Origin of the sequence: Pseudanabaena sp. UWO310 (genome assembly GCF_006861605.1) — a bacterium.
In the GTDB taxonomy this organism is placed as follows: Bacteria; Cyanobacteriota; Cyanobacteriia; order Pseudanabaenales; family Pseudanabaenaceae; genus Pseudanabaena.
Genome location: NZ_SELU01000073.1, coordinates 1 through 15,714 on the forward strand (window position 1 = coordinate 1; position 15,714 = coordinate 15,714).

The 15,714-nt window shown below is 43.4% G+C and carries 17 protein-coding genes; 12 read left to right on the forward strand and 5 right to left on the reverse strand.

The window, feature by feature from the left end:
* Positions 1-251: 251 nt before the first annotated feature.
* Positions 252-656, reverse strand: a complete 405-nt coding sequence (locus tag PseudUWO310_RS19495) for a hypothetical protein (RefSeq protein ID WP_143122148.1) — start codon at positions 654-656, stop codon at positions 252-254.
* Positions 657-860: 204 nt separating this feature from the next.
* Between PseudUWO310_RS19495 and PseudUWO310_RS19500 the strand changes: the two genes are divergently transcribed.
* The 4 genes from PseudUWO310_RS19500 to PseudUWO310_RS19515 all read left to right on the forward strand — a co-directional run bounded on the left by PseudUWO310_RS19500 (position 861) and on the right by PseudUWO310_RS19515 (position 3,495).
* Entirely contained in the window at positions 861-1,196 is a 336-nt protein-coding gene (locus tag PseudUWO310_RS19500; protein WP_143122149.1) for a hypothetical protein, read from the forward strand.
* Between the two features lie 7 nt (positions 1,197-1,203).
* A complete protein-coding gene (locus tag PseudUWO310_RS19505) occupies positions 1,204-1,494 on the forward strand; it encodes a hypothetical protein (RefSeq protein WP_040687407.1) in 291 nt (96 codons plus the stop codon).
* A 235-nt stretch (positions 1,495-1,729) separates the two neighbouring features.
* A complete protein-coding gene (locus PseudUWO310_RS19510) occupies positions 1,730-2,719 on the forward strand; it encodes a PRC-barrel domain-containing protein (protein ID WP_009626066.1) in 990 nt (329 codons plus the stop codon).
* Complete coding sequence (locus tag PseudUWO310_RS19515) at positions 2,719-3,495, forward strand: photosystem II S4 domain protein (RefSeq protein WP_143122150.1); 777 nt, start codon at positions 2,719-2,721, stop codon at positions 3,493-3,495. The genes PseudUWO310_RS19510 and PseudUWO310_RS19515 overlap by 1 nt, the downstream gene beginning before the upstream one ends.
* A 67-nt stretch (positions 3,496-3,562) precedes the next feature.
* On the opposite strand, the gene PseudUWO310_RS19520 is transcribed toward PseudUWO310_RS19515, so the two are convergent.
* The 3 genes from PseudUWO310_RS19520 to PseudUWO310_RS19530 all read right to left on the reverse strand — a co-directional run bounded on the left by PseudUWO310_RS19520 (position 3,563) and on the right by PseudUWO310_RS19530 (position 5,248).
* On the reverse strand, positions 3,563-4,402 hold the full coding sequence (locus PseudUWO310_RS19520) for an Rpn family recombination-promoting nuclease/putative transposase (protein WP_143122151.1): 840 nt from the start codon (positions 4,400-4,402) through the stop codon (positions 3,563-3,565).
* Between the two features lie 91 nt (positions 4,403-4,493).
* Entirely contained in the window at positions 4,494-4,748 is a 255-nt protein-coding gene (locus tag PseudUWO310_RS19525) for a hypothetical protein (RefSeq protein WP_143122152.1), read from the reverse strand.
* Between the two features lie 29 nt (positions 4,749-4,777).
* Positions 4,778-5,248: a hypothetical protein gene (locus PseudUWO310_RS19530; RefSeq protein WP_143122153.1), complete on the reverse strand. Its 471-nt coding sequence runs from the start codon at positions 5,246-5,248 to the stop codon at positions 4,778-4,780.
* A gap of 342 nt (positions 5,249-5,590) precedes the next feature.
* Between PseudUWO310_RS19530 and PseudUWO310_RS19535 the strand changes: the two genes are divergently transcribed.
* Positions 5,591-6,553 carry a protochlorophyllide reductase gene (locus tag PseudUWO310_RS19535; RefSeq protein WP_143122154.1) on the forward strand — a complete coding sequence of 321 codons (963 nt, stop codon included), beginning with the start codon at positions 5,591-5,593 and terminating at the stop codon, positions 6,551-6,553.
* 245 nt (positions 6,554-6,798) lie between these two features.
* On the opposite strand, the gene PseudUWO310_RS19540 is transcribed toward PseudUWO310_RS19535, so the two are convergent.
* On the reverse strand, positions 6,799-7,650 hold the full coding sequence (locus PseudUWO310_RS19540) for an NF038130 family PEP-CTERM protein (RefSeq protein WP_143122155.1): 852 nt from the start codon (positions 7,648-7,650) through the stop codon (positions 6,799-6,801).
* A gap of 840 nt (positions 7,651-8,490) precedes the next feature.
* Between PseudUWO310_RS19540 and PseudUWO310_RS19545 the strand changes: the two genes are divergently transcribed.
* From PseudUWO310_RS19545 to PseudUWO310_RS19575, 7 genes are all read left to right on the forward strand, one after another.
* The gene (locus PseudUWO310_RS19545) at positions 8,491-9,402 is read left to right on the forward strand and encodes a hypothetical protein (protein ID WP_143122156.1); all 912 of its coding nucleotides are present in this window, start codon (positions 8,491-8,493) and stop codon (positions 9,400-9,402) included.
* 109 nt (positions 9,403-9,511) lie between these two features.
* Positions 9,512-10,621, forward strand: a complete 1,110-nt coding sequence (wecB, locus tag PseudUWO310_RS19550; protein WP_143122157.1) for a non-hydrolyzing UDP-N-acetylglucosamine 2-epimerase — start codon at positions 9,512-9,514, stop codon at positions 10,619-10,621.
* Between the two features lie 36 nt (positions 10,622-10,657).
* On the forward strand, positions 10,658-12,025 hold the full coding sequence (locus PseudUWO310_RS19555; protein WP_143122158.1) for a CmpA/NrtA family ABC transporter substrate-binding protein: 1,368 nt from the start codon (positions 10,658-10,660) through the stop codon (positions 12,023-12,025).
* A 503-nt stretch (positions 12,026-12,528) separates the two neighbouring features.
* Positions 12,529-12,972, forward strand: coding sequence for a T3SS (YopN, CesT) and YbjN peptide-binding chaperone 1 (locus PseudUWO310_RS19560; RefSeq protein WP_009628914.1), 444 nt, complete (start codon positions 12,529-12,531; stop codon positions 12,970-12,972).
* 253 nt (positions 12,973-13,225) lie between these two features.
* Positions 13,226-13,672, forward strand: coding sequence for a T3SS (YopN, CesT) and YbjN peptide-binding chaperone 1 (locus PseudUWO310_RS19565; protein ID WP_190316084.1), 447 nt, complete (start codon positions 13,226-13,228; stop codon positions 13,670-13,672).
* A gap of 2 nt (positions 13,673-13,674) precedes the next feature.
* Positions 13,675-14,310 carry a hypothetical protein gene (locus tag PseudUWO310_RS19570; protein WP_055075057.1) on the forward strand — a complete coding sequence of 212 codons (636 nt, stop codon included), beginning with the start codon at positions 13,675-13,677 and terminating at the stop codon, positions 14,308-14,310.
* Between the two features lie 123 nt (positions 14,311-14,433).
* On the forward strand, positions 14,434-15,651 hold the full coding sequence (locus PseudUWO310_RS19575) for a glycosyltransferase (protein WP_143122160.1): 1,218 nt from the start codon (positions 14,434-14,436) through the stop codon (positions 15,649-15,651).
* Positions 15,652-15,714: the final 63 nt, after the last annotated feature.

Genomic DNA, 15,714 nt, shown 5'->3' on the forward strand with positions numbered 1-15,714 from the left:
TATTTCTAAGAAATGGACAATGCCCATTCGCGATTGGAAACCCGCCCTTAATCGATTTGCTATCCTCTTTGAGGATCGTCTCCACATCTAGCTTCTAGACTTTACACAAAATGCTTGACAGTCTCGTTTATCGTAATCGTGTACCTGATTTTGATGACCGTCTCATGTTGAATGCGGCTGGCTTATGGAACTTCTATTTAGATTTTGCTTACAATGGACAGAAAAAGTAAAATCACCTCTGTGCTTTGCTTTTATTTCCCAGCAAGTCTATTTAAAGCTATGTAAGAAGTTCGCCACGATCGCAACTCAATCAAGACAGGAATTAACGACGCTTGACCATCTAGTACTTTTTGCGCCTCATCTACAACCAGTTTTTGGAGAGCCGTTGACTTGCCCGATCCCAGTCTACCAACTAACAATACATGATCTTCCGCATACTTACGGATGCCATCAAGTACAGGAAATCTCTCAGTCTTGGGCTTTTCTTGAACAGAATCTTGGGATTCTTGACCCTCTTTTTTATCCTCTACCGTTTGCACCATCAAACCAAAGTCAAACAAATCCGTTGCATCGGTTTGGGCGTAACAATCCCGCGATTGCTCGTATTTGCTGACAATCGACCTTAAATAACCATCAAAACAAATCTCTACAACCATGCCGTAAATTAACCCCTTAGGACATAGCGGCGACAATATCTTCGCGTCAGGAATTGCAACAATATTAGCTTAAATTTTCAAGTTAAAATATCCCGATTGAAATAGCGATCGCCTTGTCAAAGATGACGACGGGACGGCTCAAGCTAGAATCTTTTATAGCGGCTGAGGTGCGAGAGTTAGAGCAATTATTGGAGTGTTAAATCTATGCAAGTAACTGAAAAGCCTGTTAGTGCTGAACAAACTGAACAAGTTTCTGAACCGTCGCATGAGTCGGCTTTGTTGTCTATTAATGCTCAAGTGTCGTTTGCTAGTTTGCTAACGCTGATTCAAGCTTTGCCCAAGGAACAAAAATGGCAGATTTATCAAGCGTTAGGTGCAGAACTTGCGCCCCAGTCGGCAGAGGCGAAGGCGATCGCCCGTTTAGCGGATGAGGAGAACGAGTCTATATGGATCACGGTTGTCCATGAAGATGATGAAATCGATGAAGAGGCTTTAAATGAATGGTTGGTGAAGCGTGGTTACAAAAAAGCCGAAGTATAGGGTTACGTTGCATCCACTAGTGGGTGTTGAAGATTTACCTCTGTTACCTGAGTTTCTACAGAAGGATCTTGCTAAATATCAGTTTGTTCTGGCGATTGATCCAGTGCAAACGCAGGGAGTGCCTAGCCATGATTTGCGGGGTGAGTTGAAGCATTATCGTGCTTTGGAGATTGACTATAACGGTGTTTGCTTTCGTTTGGTTTATCGGGTGTATGAATCACCAACGCCGAAACGGGTACAGGTGGTTAGTTTTGCTGAGCATGATTTAGCTTATGAAAGGGCAAAAGAGAGATGCTAAGTAAAAGTTTACGCCCGACAGTGGTGAAATGCGATCGCGCTGAACTTGTAGTGAATCCTTTATGCCGAAATAGTTATTAGAAAATGCGATCGCCCGAACAACCACCCGAACAAACGTTAAGATACCGACGGGGATCTAGTCTGCTAGAATCAGGGCTAGGTATTTACCCTCCTGTTTAGTTCATGCCCCACCCGTTGGGGATTGTTTGGGAATCATTTAGAGTCACGTCACCGCCATGATGCAATCGGAAAATCTTCGTCAACGTGCCGCCGTATTGGGTTTGCAAGTCTTTAGCAAGCGATCGGCAATTCGGCTTGGCATCGTAACGCAAATTTGGCTAGATGTCGATCGCCGATGCGTTACGGGAGTAACCGTTGCCGAGCGATTTGTTCCAGGAACACCGATAGGCATCGGCGACACATTTTTTATGTCCCTTGACAACATTGATTTACTAGGACCAGACGCAATATTGGTTGATGATGAGTCGGTACTCGAAGATATTTTGGTTACCGAACGCTACACCACCCTCATTAACAATGAAGTCGTCACCGAATCAGGCGAATTGCTCGGCAAAGTAAGAGACTTTAAATTTGACCCAGAAACGGGCGACTTAATGTTTTTGATTGTTGCCTCGATCGGCAACCCGATTATCCCCGCTAGCCTGATCAGCACCTACGAGCTAGATGTAAACGAAATTATTGCCGTAGGACGCGATCGCATCATCGTCACCGAAGGTATGGAAGATCGGATGACCCAACTAAGCAAAGGACTGCTAGAGCGTCTGGGGCTAGGAAAAGCACCTTGGGAAGATGAATTTGAGGATGACTATATGCCACCCTCGACCACCATTCGCGATAACGCCCTATCGTCGGGGACGAGAAGCACCTATTCGCCACCACCACAGCAACAGCGTCCTGTCTATCGTCAAGAGCAATCTTGGGATGATGGCGATAATTGGGCCGAGGAGCGCGTCCCCGTTAATCCCCCACCCCAACGCCGTCAGGCTAGAGCCGAAATGCGTCCCGAACCATCGCGTCCGATCGCGCCACCACCGATCGATAATTACGACGATGAATACGACGACTTCGAGGATGATTACCCTACCTCCAACAAACCCGACTTTCGCAACGAAACCCAACAACAGATCCGCGATGCTTGGGGCGAAACCAAAATTCCTGACAAGTCCAAACAACGTATTCCCGAAGAGGAATTTGACGAAATCTAATGTTACCCCGTGACCTATTGAATCATGTTGAAAATCGCGACACCCTCAGTCGGCTGCTAGACTTAGGCGATCGCGCAGTTCAGACTTGGGAAGTCGTATGCAGCGATTTTTTATCACCACCCGAAATTACCGAAGCCCTACAGGTATTTGGCAAAATGACCGAAATTCATTGCCTTGCGTGGGGCGGTTACGAACAAGCCGAACGCCAAAGATTGGCGATCGCCCGTAGTGAGTTGCCCCTCGATCCGTCCATGGTCAGTCTTACTGCAATATCGATCGCTGGTAATTTCCTGTTTGACACCGCTACCCATCGCGATTTCCTTGGTGCGATTCTCGGAACGGGGATCGAGCGGCAAAAGGTCGGCGATGTCAATGTATTAGGAGAAAAAGGCGCACAGGCGATCGTCGTTCCCGAACTAGTGGAATATTTACAACTGCATTTCAATCAAGTGCGGACTGTTCCAGTCAAGGTCAATGCGATCCCTTGGGAAGAGTTAAAAATTCGCATTCCCGTAACCAAGGAACTCACTTCCACTGAGGCATCCTTGCGACTCGATGCGATCGCTTCTTTCGGTTTCGGGATGTCGCGCAGCAAAATGGTGGACTTGATTAACGGTGAAGATGTGCGCGTTAACTGGAAGACTATCTCGCAGCCCAACTATCAACTCAAATCTGGCGATCTCATCGCCATTCGTGGCAAAGGAAGGGTCACGATTGGTGACATTATGATTACCAAAAAAGAACGCTATCGAGTGCAAATGACGCGATCGGTTTAATATCGAAATGTAATAACCAAAAGGTGGAAGTAATCAATGAATTGCCGCCACCTTTTGGTTATTGCTACTATTTTTTAGTTGTTCGAGATTTTTTCGTAGAAAGCTTTTGGATTTTTTGCACCTGCTTAGTTGTTAGTCCAGTCAATTTAGCAACGACTTCTGGCGCAATGTTAGAAAGCAGCATATTCAAAGCAATTTGATTTCGCTCTTCTGCCTTACCTTTAGCTAAACCTCTAGCCTCACCTTCAACTAAACCTCTAGCTTTACCTTCAGCTAAACCTTCATGTAATATCTCTTGATAAATTACTGATTCTTTCATGATATCGCTCCTGAGTAATCTTTTGATGATTTCTTTGCTTAGGGCTATACCAGATATTATAGCGGTCGAGGCGGCGACGTTACTTTGTAGTTGATGATCAACGATATTTTCGATTTTTCGGGCAACTTGTCTTAAGGTTTCCTCTGGGTTGGTGGTTTGGGATAGCGCAGCAAAGGGAAATAGACCTTGATACTGCTGAAATATTTCTGTTGGTTGTTCCCATAGTCTGATGACATTGAAGTTATGAATTAGTTCACCAAGGTTAAAAGTAGCTTCATGGACTAGGGGAGATTGACTGGGTTTGAGATAGATAACGACTTGGTGAACTTTTCTTTCGGGATATTTACGATGCAGCCGCAGTCGATAATCGGTCATGCGGAAGGGGATATTTTGATTTGGTTCCGTTTGAAATTCGATATGCAGGATGATTTCGGCTGATTCGAGAAATATTACGGAGTCGGCGCGAATTGGCTCGACTGCGAGTTCGGATTGTTCGATTTTGGTCAAGTTTATAGGCTTGCCTAGTAACCAACTGGCGAAGTCAGTGGAGTAGCTTTCTGCAAGGAATTTACAGACGTTATCGATCATTGCGAGGTCTAAAATCTCAAAAGAATATATCACTATTAGATAAGGATCTATCTATAGTCTTGGAGTGAATAACAAAGCCTAATATAGCAACTTAACTTTTTAGCTCGGTAAATACCTTTTTACCTTTCTCAGAAATTACATAGCCTGCATTTATCGATTCTCGTTGAATTAGTCCATCTTTAAGCATGGCTTCAAGCGATTGAATAATTTTGGGAAAATCCTGTGAGAGGGGATGCTCTTTTCGTGTTAATACTTTTGCAAGGGTATACGCACTTATGGGCACACCTGAGCAAGTGAAGATAAGTTCAAGCAAACAGTAAATATCCTCATCAATATCTAAGTTCATATAACGCCTACGTGATTACACTATATTTTTTAGCTCTTGCGCCAAAGTTTAAATACTTCCCATAAACACTGATTAACTCCATTACTATTTTCTAAATATTTGTCTGTAATATAATAGAGACCATTCTGTTTGGACAGATAAACTGACCAACTAGTCATGCCAATATTCATATATTCAGATGCGTAAATATCATAAACATCAGTTTGTTCGTAATTATTAGACTTGCGAATAGCAAAATCTGAAATTGGATTACAAATATATGGAGTAAGAATTTCTGTTTTACCTTCAGTGTATCGTTCAGCCACTTTCTGGAAATCTCTATCCTTTATTGCCTGAAAGTATTCCATAACATACGATTCCTTCTCATCTTGTGGCTCAATATGAGCATTGTAATGCTTGAATTTTTGTTGAATATCCCAATGCCTAAGTGTCAACAAAAGGGAAATGACGATTGGAATAAATAGAATAACAATATATTTTCTTCGCAAGCAATTCGCCATTGCCGATTCTCACCTGTATCATGAAGGATATTTTGATAAGTAATCCAGCGAATCCCTTTAAGAGTAATGCTAGTTTCGATGGATTCATGCTTTTGTTGTAAAGGTGATGCGATTACCACAAGCATACCCCTAGAGAAAAAGCGATCGCTATGCGCGATCTAGGATTATTTAAGAAATTTTAACATAATCAATAATATTGAAAGAATTGGCAACCCATAAGCATTAGCCCCATAGTATTCTCAAAGCTTTAGCAAGTGGCGCTTTCGGTAAAAATTCTTAAGTATCACCTTAGTCCAAATCGCTGTAGAATTTTAAACAAAGTTTATAAATTTATTCTTAAAAATGTCATATCCACAGTTACCTACAGTAATTATCACAGGCGCTTCTTCAGGCGTAGGATTATGGTCAGCTAAGGCTCTTGCCGATAAAGGCTGGTTTATTGTCATGGCTTGTCGCAATATCGATAAAACCCACAAAGCAGCAGAATCTGTAGGCATTCCTAAGGATAGATATGAAATCATCCAAGTCGATCTTGGCTCTTTGGTTAGCGTTCGCGAATTTATTGCTAAATTCCGCGCTACAGGTCGATCCCTAGATGCCCTATTGTGCAATGCTGCCATCTATATGCCCTTGCTCAAAGAACCCCTGCGATCGCCAGAGGGCTTTGAGCTAACCATGACCACCAATCACCTCAGCCATTTTCTACTTTGCAACCTATTGCTTGAGGACATGAAAAAATCAACCTATAGCGATCGGCGGATGGTGATTTTAGGAACCGTTACCCATAATCCCGATGAATTGGGTGGAAAGATTCCTCCACAGCCCGATCTCGGTAACTTAGAGGGATTTGAGAAAGGATTTAAACCACCAATCTCAATGGCAAATGGGAAGAAGTTTGAACCAGTCCGAGCCTATAAAGAGAGTAAAGTTTGCAATATCTTAACCATGAGAGAATTGCACCGTCGCTACCATGAATCTACAGGCATTACCTTTACATCTCTCTACCCTGGATGTGTTGCTGACACTCCCCTATTCCGTAATCACTATCCTCTCTTCCAGAAGCTATTCCCATTGTTCCAAAAGAACATCACGAAGGGTTATGTAACTCAAGAACTATCAGGTCAACGGGTCGCCGCTGTCATTGCCGATCCTGAATACAGACAGTCGGGAGCCTATTGGAGTTGGGGTAATCGTCAGAAGAAAGATGGTAAATCTTTTGTACAGACAGTATCTCCCCAAGCCCGTGATGATGCCAGAGCTGAACGGATGTGGGACTTAAGCGCCAAGCTAGTTAGACTCGTATAAAAATCATCAAAAAGGGAATGTCGCAACGCGACATTCCCTTTTTGATATATGACTGTCGTTGTACTAGGACATAAAACCCAAGAGGTGATTGGCGGCGCGGAGCGCCGCCAATCACCTCTTGGATTTAAGCCAAGTGAAGTTGTCGCCAAGGGGATTAGTACATAAATCTCAAGAAGAGAAGGTTGGCGCTTCGCGCCAACCTTCTCTTCTTGGGTACGAATAGCAACAGTTATAGAGAATCTAAACTAGCGATTGAGTTGGCGACGTTTGAGCATCCCCGCTCCCATTGCTCCTGCTAAGGCGATTCCCAGAAAAGCCGCAGGAACAGGAACTGGTCTAGAACCTTGGATATAAACTTCGTAGTTACCAGTATGTGAAACTCCATCATCCGCAGCAACTAGTCCAGAATTTGTGGCATTAAAGCTGTACAGATAGCCCGACTGACCGTCGTAGTCATACTTCACAAGCTCGCTAGCTTGCAGAGTTTTGCCAGTTAAAAAAGGCTTAAAACTATCGGGGAGAACTGAAAGTAATAGTTGAGTTGCATCTAGGTAACCCGCTAAGCCAATGGAAATTTCGCCAGTATTGTCATTTTGATTGACATAGGAGATATTGGGATCGCTAAACTTCTGAAATCCGCCATTGCTTTCAAATTGACTGAAGGCAAAGTTTTTGATGTTGTTGGGTAGTCCCCCTAGCCCATAGGCTGTTAGCGCGGCATTAAACCAAGTTGTACCAATCACCGACCAATCACTTGCGGTAAGACTGCTTAAAGTGATGGACTTGCCACCAATTGTTCCTTGGAGAGTAGTATTTTTAGTGAAATCAAAATTAGGTTGCTCGCTACTTGCCGCTAATTCAACATTGCCTGTAGGACTAGTAGCATTGCCATCTAAAACGTTTTGGACATTTGCCAAAGTGTTAGCTACAAGAAAAGTATTTGTGGCATCTGCATTAAAGACTAGATAGTCATTGGGGGCGCTACCGCCGATTGTGACATTATTTATTGACCCAGCAAATACGGGAGCGATCGCTATTGCACTCCAACTAGCTAGAGAAAAAACACCAGCGGATAAACCTTTTAATAACGTTTTCATAAAGTGACCTATTGAAATAATTGTTTAGAAAGTCAAAAACTGAAAAAGCTAACTTTCCCCCAATATGTTCACTTTTTCTGAAATGCAAAGTAATGAATGAATGATACCTAATCCCCATCGATATTTATTTATAAAAGTTATATAAAAGTTATACAAAGGATATAAGTAAGTAGCTAGGCGCAATTAAATATAAAACCCCAAAACCTGTAGCGCACGAGCAACGTGCGCTACAGGTTTTGATTCCGGGTTTTACTTATGCTCAGCTACTTATCTAAGTATAAGTAAACTTAAAACTGACCCAAAAGATGGGCGGCGCTGCATCGTACCGCCACCCATCTTTTGGGTTTTATGTGTGTTTTACGTCTTCAGCAAATCTTAAGGGAATCAACCTTTATAGCCAATTTTAAGCGTAAAGATTTGTTGGATATAGCTATAGCCAAATAAGTTAAGACATAAAACCCAGAAGAGTATTGCGGCGCGAAGCGCCGCAATACTCTTCTGGGTTTTGTTTTTGTCCTAACATGACTGGCTATAGCTACAGTGGCGAATAGGTAGTGGTAAATGTTATGAGGATGGATAAAGTTTTGCGCTCTCGTCCCTATAATATAAATTCTTTCCTAGGACTAAGTAAGTGGGCTTAATTAAATATAAAACCCTAAAACCTGCGGCGCACGCACAGCGTGCACCGCAGGTTTTAGTGCTTTAATTATGCCCAGCTACTTACCTTTTAGCAATCTGTCCAAGCTGCGAAGATTCTGATACATTTGGCTTAGTAGATAAGGCAATCAATCAGATAATAAATTAGGTAATACATTAAGTTAAGCATTCGAGGCTGCTAATATGGCACAAAATCCGTTAGTCGAACAAGCTAAACAAGGAAATGTTAGTGCGATCGCATCTTTAATGAACCGTTTGCTAAAATCTCAAGGAATGCTAGCAAATGTAGAGCGTAATGATGATCGCTTAGAAGTTTTAATCGAGTCCGATCTGCGATCGCTCGATGATGAAATGCGAATTCCTAAGCGCCAAATATTAGTAGGAATGCTCAAAAAATGGTTTCTTACCATTGAAGTCCAAACAATTTCTAAGATCGTAGTATCTTGGCAGCAAACTGGTAGTGATGAGCCAGCATGGACAGAGGAAATTTATTTGGCTGAGCAGGACGAGCCAAAAGAGGCAAGTCTTAGTAACAATGGCGGAACCACTGAGCCCACGAAAAAGCTTACAATACCTCCCTTACCAGTATTTCCACCAAAATCTATGCTAGAGCGAAACGATCCTCGCGATCGCTCCAATAGTGAAAATGACTCCTCATCGGCTAGTCCCGATCTCGATGAAATGTTTGGCGCGATCGCTTCCCCTGAGCCTCTACCAGATATCGATCTAGGGTCTAGTACTAATGTACCTTTAGAATCCATTCGGGCTTCTCAAGATGGAGAATTATTGTTTTTTTCGGATATTCCCCTAGTTGCAAACGATTCCGATCTTAGCTCAGTCACTAGCTCAGTCACTAGTTCAGTCGCTAGTTCAGATATTAATGATTCCCCGTTAGAGCAATTAGATCCGATCGCCCCACCCCATAAATCCTTATGGCAATCCCTACTAAAAACTCCTGTTTTTAGCATTCAACTGGCTCAATATGTGGTTGTCTGCGTGGTTATCATCATCTCCCTAAGAGGTATTCATACTGCATTGGGTGGAGGCAAAGCCGCCAAGGCTGCCTCTAATTCATCACAGCTAATAATGCGATAGAGTTATTGCGATAGAGTCATTACGACAGAGTCATTGCGATAGAGTCATTGCGTATATGCTCGCCGTAGTTACTCTATCTGTTCAGAAAGCCTACTGAGAGAGGATTATTTTGTCCAATAAATTCCATGTCTGCATCACTTTAGGAACTCGTCCAGAAGCAATTAAACTTGCGCCGATCGTGCATTTGTTTAGAAGTAACGCTCATTTCCAAACTTCGGTGATTCTGACAGGGCAACACCGAGAAATGGTCGCTCAGGTGATGCAGTTGTTTGACATTACAGCTGATTATGACTTAAACATCATGCAGCCAAAGCAGACTCTCACCCAAATTACTTGCAATAGTTTGATTGGTTTGGAGAAGTTATACAAAGAAATTCAGCCTGATATAGTCTTAGTGCAGGGAGATACCACCACCGCTTTTGCCGCAGCTTTAGCAGCTTTTTATCAACAGATTCCCGTAGGTCATGTGGAAGCTGGACTACGCACTGATAATCTCTTCAATCCATTTCCTGAGGAAGCAAATCGTCGTTTAGTTTCCCAAATTGCCCAACTACATTTTGCGCCTACCCTCGCCTCTGTCGAAAACCTGCAAGTCTCTGGGGTCAAAACGGGTATTCATCATACGGGCAATACAGTTATTGATGCGCTTTTGTATGTTTCTAAGCGATCGCCTCAATGTGATATCAAAGGCTTAGATTGGTCGGCGCAGCGCGTAATTTTAGCCACCGTTCATCGGCGTGAAAATTGGGGCGAACCCTTGGGACAAATTATTCAAGCATGGTTGCAAATCCTCGCCGATTTCCCCGATGTTGCGTTAGTGCTACCGATGCATCTCAACCCCGTGGTACGCGAACCGTTAATAGCTCAGTTGGGCGATCATTCCCGAATTTTCTTGGTTGAACCCCTCGATTACGAGCAATTAGTGGGGGCAATGCAACGCTGCTATCTGATCATGAGCGACTCAGGTGGTTTACAAGAAGAAGCCCCTAGTCTTGGCAAACCTGTACTGGTATTGCGTTCGACGACCGAGCGTCCTGAAGCGATCGCCGCAGGTACGAGCAAACTCGTTGGGACTGAAACTAAGGATATCGTTGCGGCGGCTTCTACGCTACTTAGCGATCGCCATGCCTACGAACAGATGGCAAATGTGGCTAATCCCTTTGGAGATGGTCAATCCAGTCAACGTATTCTAGATATAGTTTATTCCTTTTTAGCGTAGGATGCAGTGACACTTCTGCATCACTGCACGAATGTTATGCAATCTAGACGCAAGCTCCTAAAAACCGCGATCCAAACCTTAGGCGCAGCAGCAGGGGGCTTATTTCTCAATAACTGTAGCTCTAAGCCGCTAGGAAATGAGCCATTGCCCAATAATACCTTCGCTGCTGCTGCGGGTATTCCTGAAATCCCATCGGTACGGCTGGGCATAATTCCTTCGATTGAAATCGCCCCGCTGTTGGTTGCCCAAAAACAAAAGCTCTTTGCCAAATATGGCATGACTGATGTGCAGTTAGTTCCCTTTCGCAGTTGGCAGTCTCTAGGAGAATATACGGCGACGGGAACGGATTTAAGCACAAATGACTATGGTATTGATGGTGGACATTTTTATAGCCCTTTGCCCGAACTGTTAAATGAAGGCTTAATTAACCAAAAAAAGACTGCCATGTATGTACTGCTGCGACTGCATACCCACGGAGGTTATATAGTCGCTTCTAAACGATTGAAGCCTTTAGGCATTCAAGTTAAACATGCCACCTTTTCCGCTTGGCAGGATATCGCCAAGTTATTTGGTAATCCGATGAATAGCGCGATCGCGGAAATTGGGAGTAACTACGATCTCTGGCTCCGATATTGGCTAGCCGCTATGGATATCGTTCCCCTTCGTGATATCGATATCCTCGAAATCCCCCTCGATGAGATCATCCCCCAAATCAAGCAACATCGGGCTGACTTATTCTGCTTAGATAGCTGGCGAACGCTCAAACTAATGGAAAGAAATCTTGCCGAGCCCGCGATCGCCACTGGCGAAATTTGGCGAAATTATCCAGGAGAAATTTTAGCAATACGTGCCGACTGGGTAGACAAATATCCGATCGCTACGCAGGCTATCCTTCAAGCCACGATGGAAGCACAGCTCTGGTGTGACGATCCTGCCAATGCCCGAACATTAAATACTCTTTTGGCAATCTATTTTATAAATGACGTGACCAATAACTTTACCAATAATCGCTTGACAAGCTCAAATCCGATCAAGATGTTTGCGCAACTCTTTAGAAACAGTCCTAAACTGACAAAGGGAATGCTTAAAAATAGTTCTAATTCCCTGAATTACGCCATTAAATATTGGTCAAATGATGGTATTTCAGTTTCCTATCCCTACAAAAGTCACGATCTATGGTTTCTCTCCGAATATCAAAGATGGGGGCTGTTACCGCCTAGTTTGCCAACCCGAGAAATTATTGATGCGGTAAATCGTGAAGATCTCTGGAGAAATGCAGCGAAAGCGATCGGTGTTCCCGATACTAATATTCCAATTTCAACTTCACGGGGGATAGAAACTTTTTTTGATGGTTCTCAGTTCGATCCCGATCGCCCAAATCAATATTCACCAAGCAAAGCCTAATATTCATAAAGCTGCCGCCAACTGTATCAGGACATAAAAAAACAAAGAGAGTTGCCGCGCGGAGCGCGGCAACTCTCTTTGTTTTTTTGATTTTGTCCTAACAAAACCTAAGTAGCTAGGCACAATTAAATATAAACCCCAAAAACCTGTGGCGCACGCTGCGCGTGCGCCACAGGTTTTGATTCTGAGTTTTAATTATGCCAAGCCCCTTACTATCAACTCAAAACTCAAAAGATGAGTGGCGGCGTGAAACACCGCCACTCATCTTTTGAGTTTTATATTCTCAACAAATTTTATGGCGCTATACCTTATTTTTTGCAAAAGCGCTATAGGTCGTAACACAGAATACTGAAAAAATTGTTTTATTGCCGCAGAATTAGCCCATCGTTAGGTAAAATTCAAGTCTGTGAACGCATAAGTGTGAATTCAAAATCGCAATAAGTCTTCACGATACTGGATGAACAAACGCAAGAATCAACAAGAATCAGATTGTAGGCAATGAAATGAAATTTGAGACACCCATACAACAAGCTTGTTACGAAAAGATTTTGCCTTGGCTGCATGACTTGTACGATAACGTTTATTCTCCACCCTATGACCTACCTGTATTTGTGTTACCCCTTGGTTCGGCAACGGCAACCGTTGAAGTGTTACCTTGGGGACATACGGAAGCTATTATCTCCACTTGGTCCTATGTGGTCACAGGCGCAGAGATTACGCAGGATCTGATGAGATTTTTGCTCCAAAAAAATTCTGAGATGCAATTTGGTGTGTTCAGTATTGATGATGATGGTGATATTCGGTTTCATACAACCTTAGTTGGCTCGACCTGCGATCGCGATGAATTGCAAACTTCAGTGTCTTCAGTTCTCCAGACTGCGGACAAGTATGATGACACCATCGTCAAGACTTGGGGGGGAGAAAGAGCCCTAGAGCGGAGTCTGTGATCCTATCAGGTAAGGTACGCAAGGATGGGCGGCGCGAAGCGCCGCCCATCCTTGCCTATTGAGGGGGACTTGATCGGCTAGGGCTAAAGACTTCGTTAAAATTATGCGGTAATACCAAAGCTCAAAATGGCTACGCCATTTTGAGCTTTGAAAACCCTTACTGGGTTTGGTTTGTAATTCACAAAAGTGTTGTCACACTTTCGTGAATTGGTATAAACTCTTAAAGGTTTTAACTAAGTGGTAAATTGCAGGCGTGAATTTTCAAACAGAAGCCCAACAAGACTGTTATCAAAAAGTAGCGGATTGGTTGCCCGAAATTTGCGATCGCGTCAACCCCATTACCAGTAGTCCCCTCTTTAGTTTACAACTCGGCTCCGCTACGGTACTAATCGAGATTCGCCCCTTTCGAGAATTAGAAGCTGTGATTTACCTATGGGCATATGTCGCGACCGAAGTAGAAGTTAGCTACGATCTCTTGCTTTATCTACTCAAACAGAATGATAACTTCCGTTTTGGGGGCTTTAGTATGGCAGATGAGGGAGACATTAGATTTCATGTATCGTTATTGGGGGCATCCTGCCAAGAAAATGAATTTAAACTTGCCTTGGCTGAAGTGCTCGAAACTGCCGATCGCTATGACGATCTGATCGTAGAACGATGGGGCGGAAGACGAGCCGCAGATGCCCTGTTTGAAGTTTAAAAATGCTATTACCTTCATCTCCATCTGCACGCGATCGCCATCCCCAACATCTTGCCGAAGTTGTGGCGACCTCATCGACCGAATTTATCGCCCAATGTCTTGAACCTGAAAGTTTAGACTTCCCAATCATGCCCGCCTTTGGTAGTTGGGTGAAGTCGCAACAGGATGAAAATAGTGATATCGTTGCCTATGGCGTTGTCTACCATGCAACTACAGCACCCATTGACTCTGTCCACCGTGCCGTTGCCCTCGGACTGAGTCTGCAAGAGTTGCGCGAACAACAACCCCAAATTTTTGCAATGCTACGTTCTGAAATTAAAGTTGTATTGCTCGGCTTTAGCTCGGTAGGAAATATTTACCAACATTTACCTTCCCGACCACCGCAAATCCATCAAGCCGTGTACGCCTGTGAAGATCGTGAAATTGAAATGTTCACCGAAGAGTTAAATTTTTTGCGAACCTTAGCACAGATGACTAATGCACCAGTTGATGAGTTAATTGCCGCCGTATTGCGCAATGTCTATCAAGTCCGTAAATGCGATCGCAATTGGCTCGTCCAGTCGGGGCGGAAGTTGAGTGTTTTACTCAAGGATGATTACGATCGCCTCAGTGCCATCTTGGGGCAGGTGCATCCATAACATGTACATCCATAACATGCAATTGCTCGTATCTCTTTCTGCCTATATCTTTCACGGCAATCCTTCATAAAAAACGCGAACAATACTTAACGAAATTCAATAAAATTCAATAAAATTCAACAAATGTCAAATAAACTTACCCCCGTTCCCATTGGTTCTTTTCAAGTCAATGAAATTCTATCTCATGAAGAACCATCCATCAGATTTTCCTTAATTGTCCCTACCTATAATGAGAGCAAAAACTTAGCAAAACTTGTCGAAATTCTGACTGAGCTATTAAACAATTATTTTCATGGGGAATATGAATTAATCATCGTTGATGATGATAGCCCAGATTCAACATGGCAGGTTGGGCTAGACTTAATGCCCGATTATCCTCAATTGCGGGTGATCCGTCGCCAACAAGAAAAAGGACTTTCAACGGCAGTAATTCGTGGGTGGCAAGCTGCTCAGGGTGAGGTTTTAGGGGTGATTGACGGAGATTTACAACATCCTCCCGAAACCCTAATTCAAATGCTTGAGGCGATAGATAAGGGAGCCGATCTGGCGGTAGCGAGTCGCCATGTGGAGGGTGGTGGAGTTAGTGATTGGGGATTTATCCGTCGGTTTCTCTCACGCGGCGCACAGATTCTAGGTTTGCTCATTTTACCGAACGTAATCGGACGAGTATCCGATCCGATGAGCGGTTACTTTATCGTTAGACGTAGTGCGATCGCGAACTGTGCGATGAATCCCTTGGGATATAAAATCCTCATTGAAGTATTGGGGCGAGGCAATATTGGCTCGGTGATGGAAGTTGGCTATGTATTTCAGGAGCGCCAAGAAGGCGAGAGCAAAGTTACTTGGCGGCAATATGTCGATTATATTTTGCACCTGCTCCGCTTGCGATCGCGTGGCAGAATTACCAAATTACGGGAAAAATTTCGGACTCCGATGAAACGATTTCTCAGCTTTGGGTTAGTGGGTTTAAGTGGAGTGTTTGTCGATATGGCAATTTTATATTTACTAAGTGATGCAACTTCGCTCCATTGGGGACTGACCCGCAGCAAAATTATCGCTTCGGAGATAGCAATTATCAATAATTTCCTATGGAATGATCTATGGACATTTCGAGATTTCTCTAGCCAACAAACTGGCTGGGGAAAGAGAATGAAGAGATTCCTGAAGTTCAATCTTATTTGCTTGGTAGGGATTGGATTGAATTTGATTATTCTCAATACTCTTTATAATTATTTTCATGTCAATAAATATCTCGCCAATCTCATTGCGATCGCGATCGTGACTATTTGGAACTTCTGGTTTAATCTCAAGCTAAGCTGGCGAGTTACCCAAACCAAATAAACAGATAAAATAAAGCCCAAGAAGAGAAGGTTGGCGCGAAGCGCCAACCTTCTCTTCTTGGGC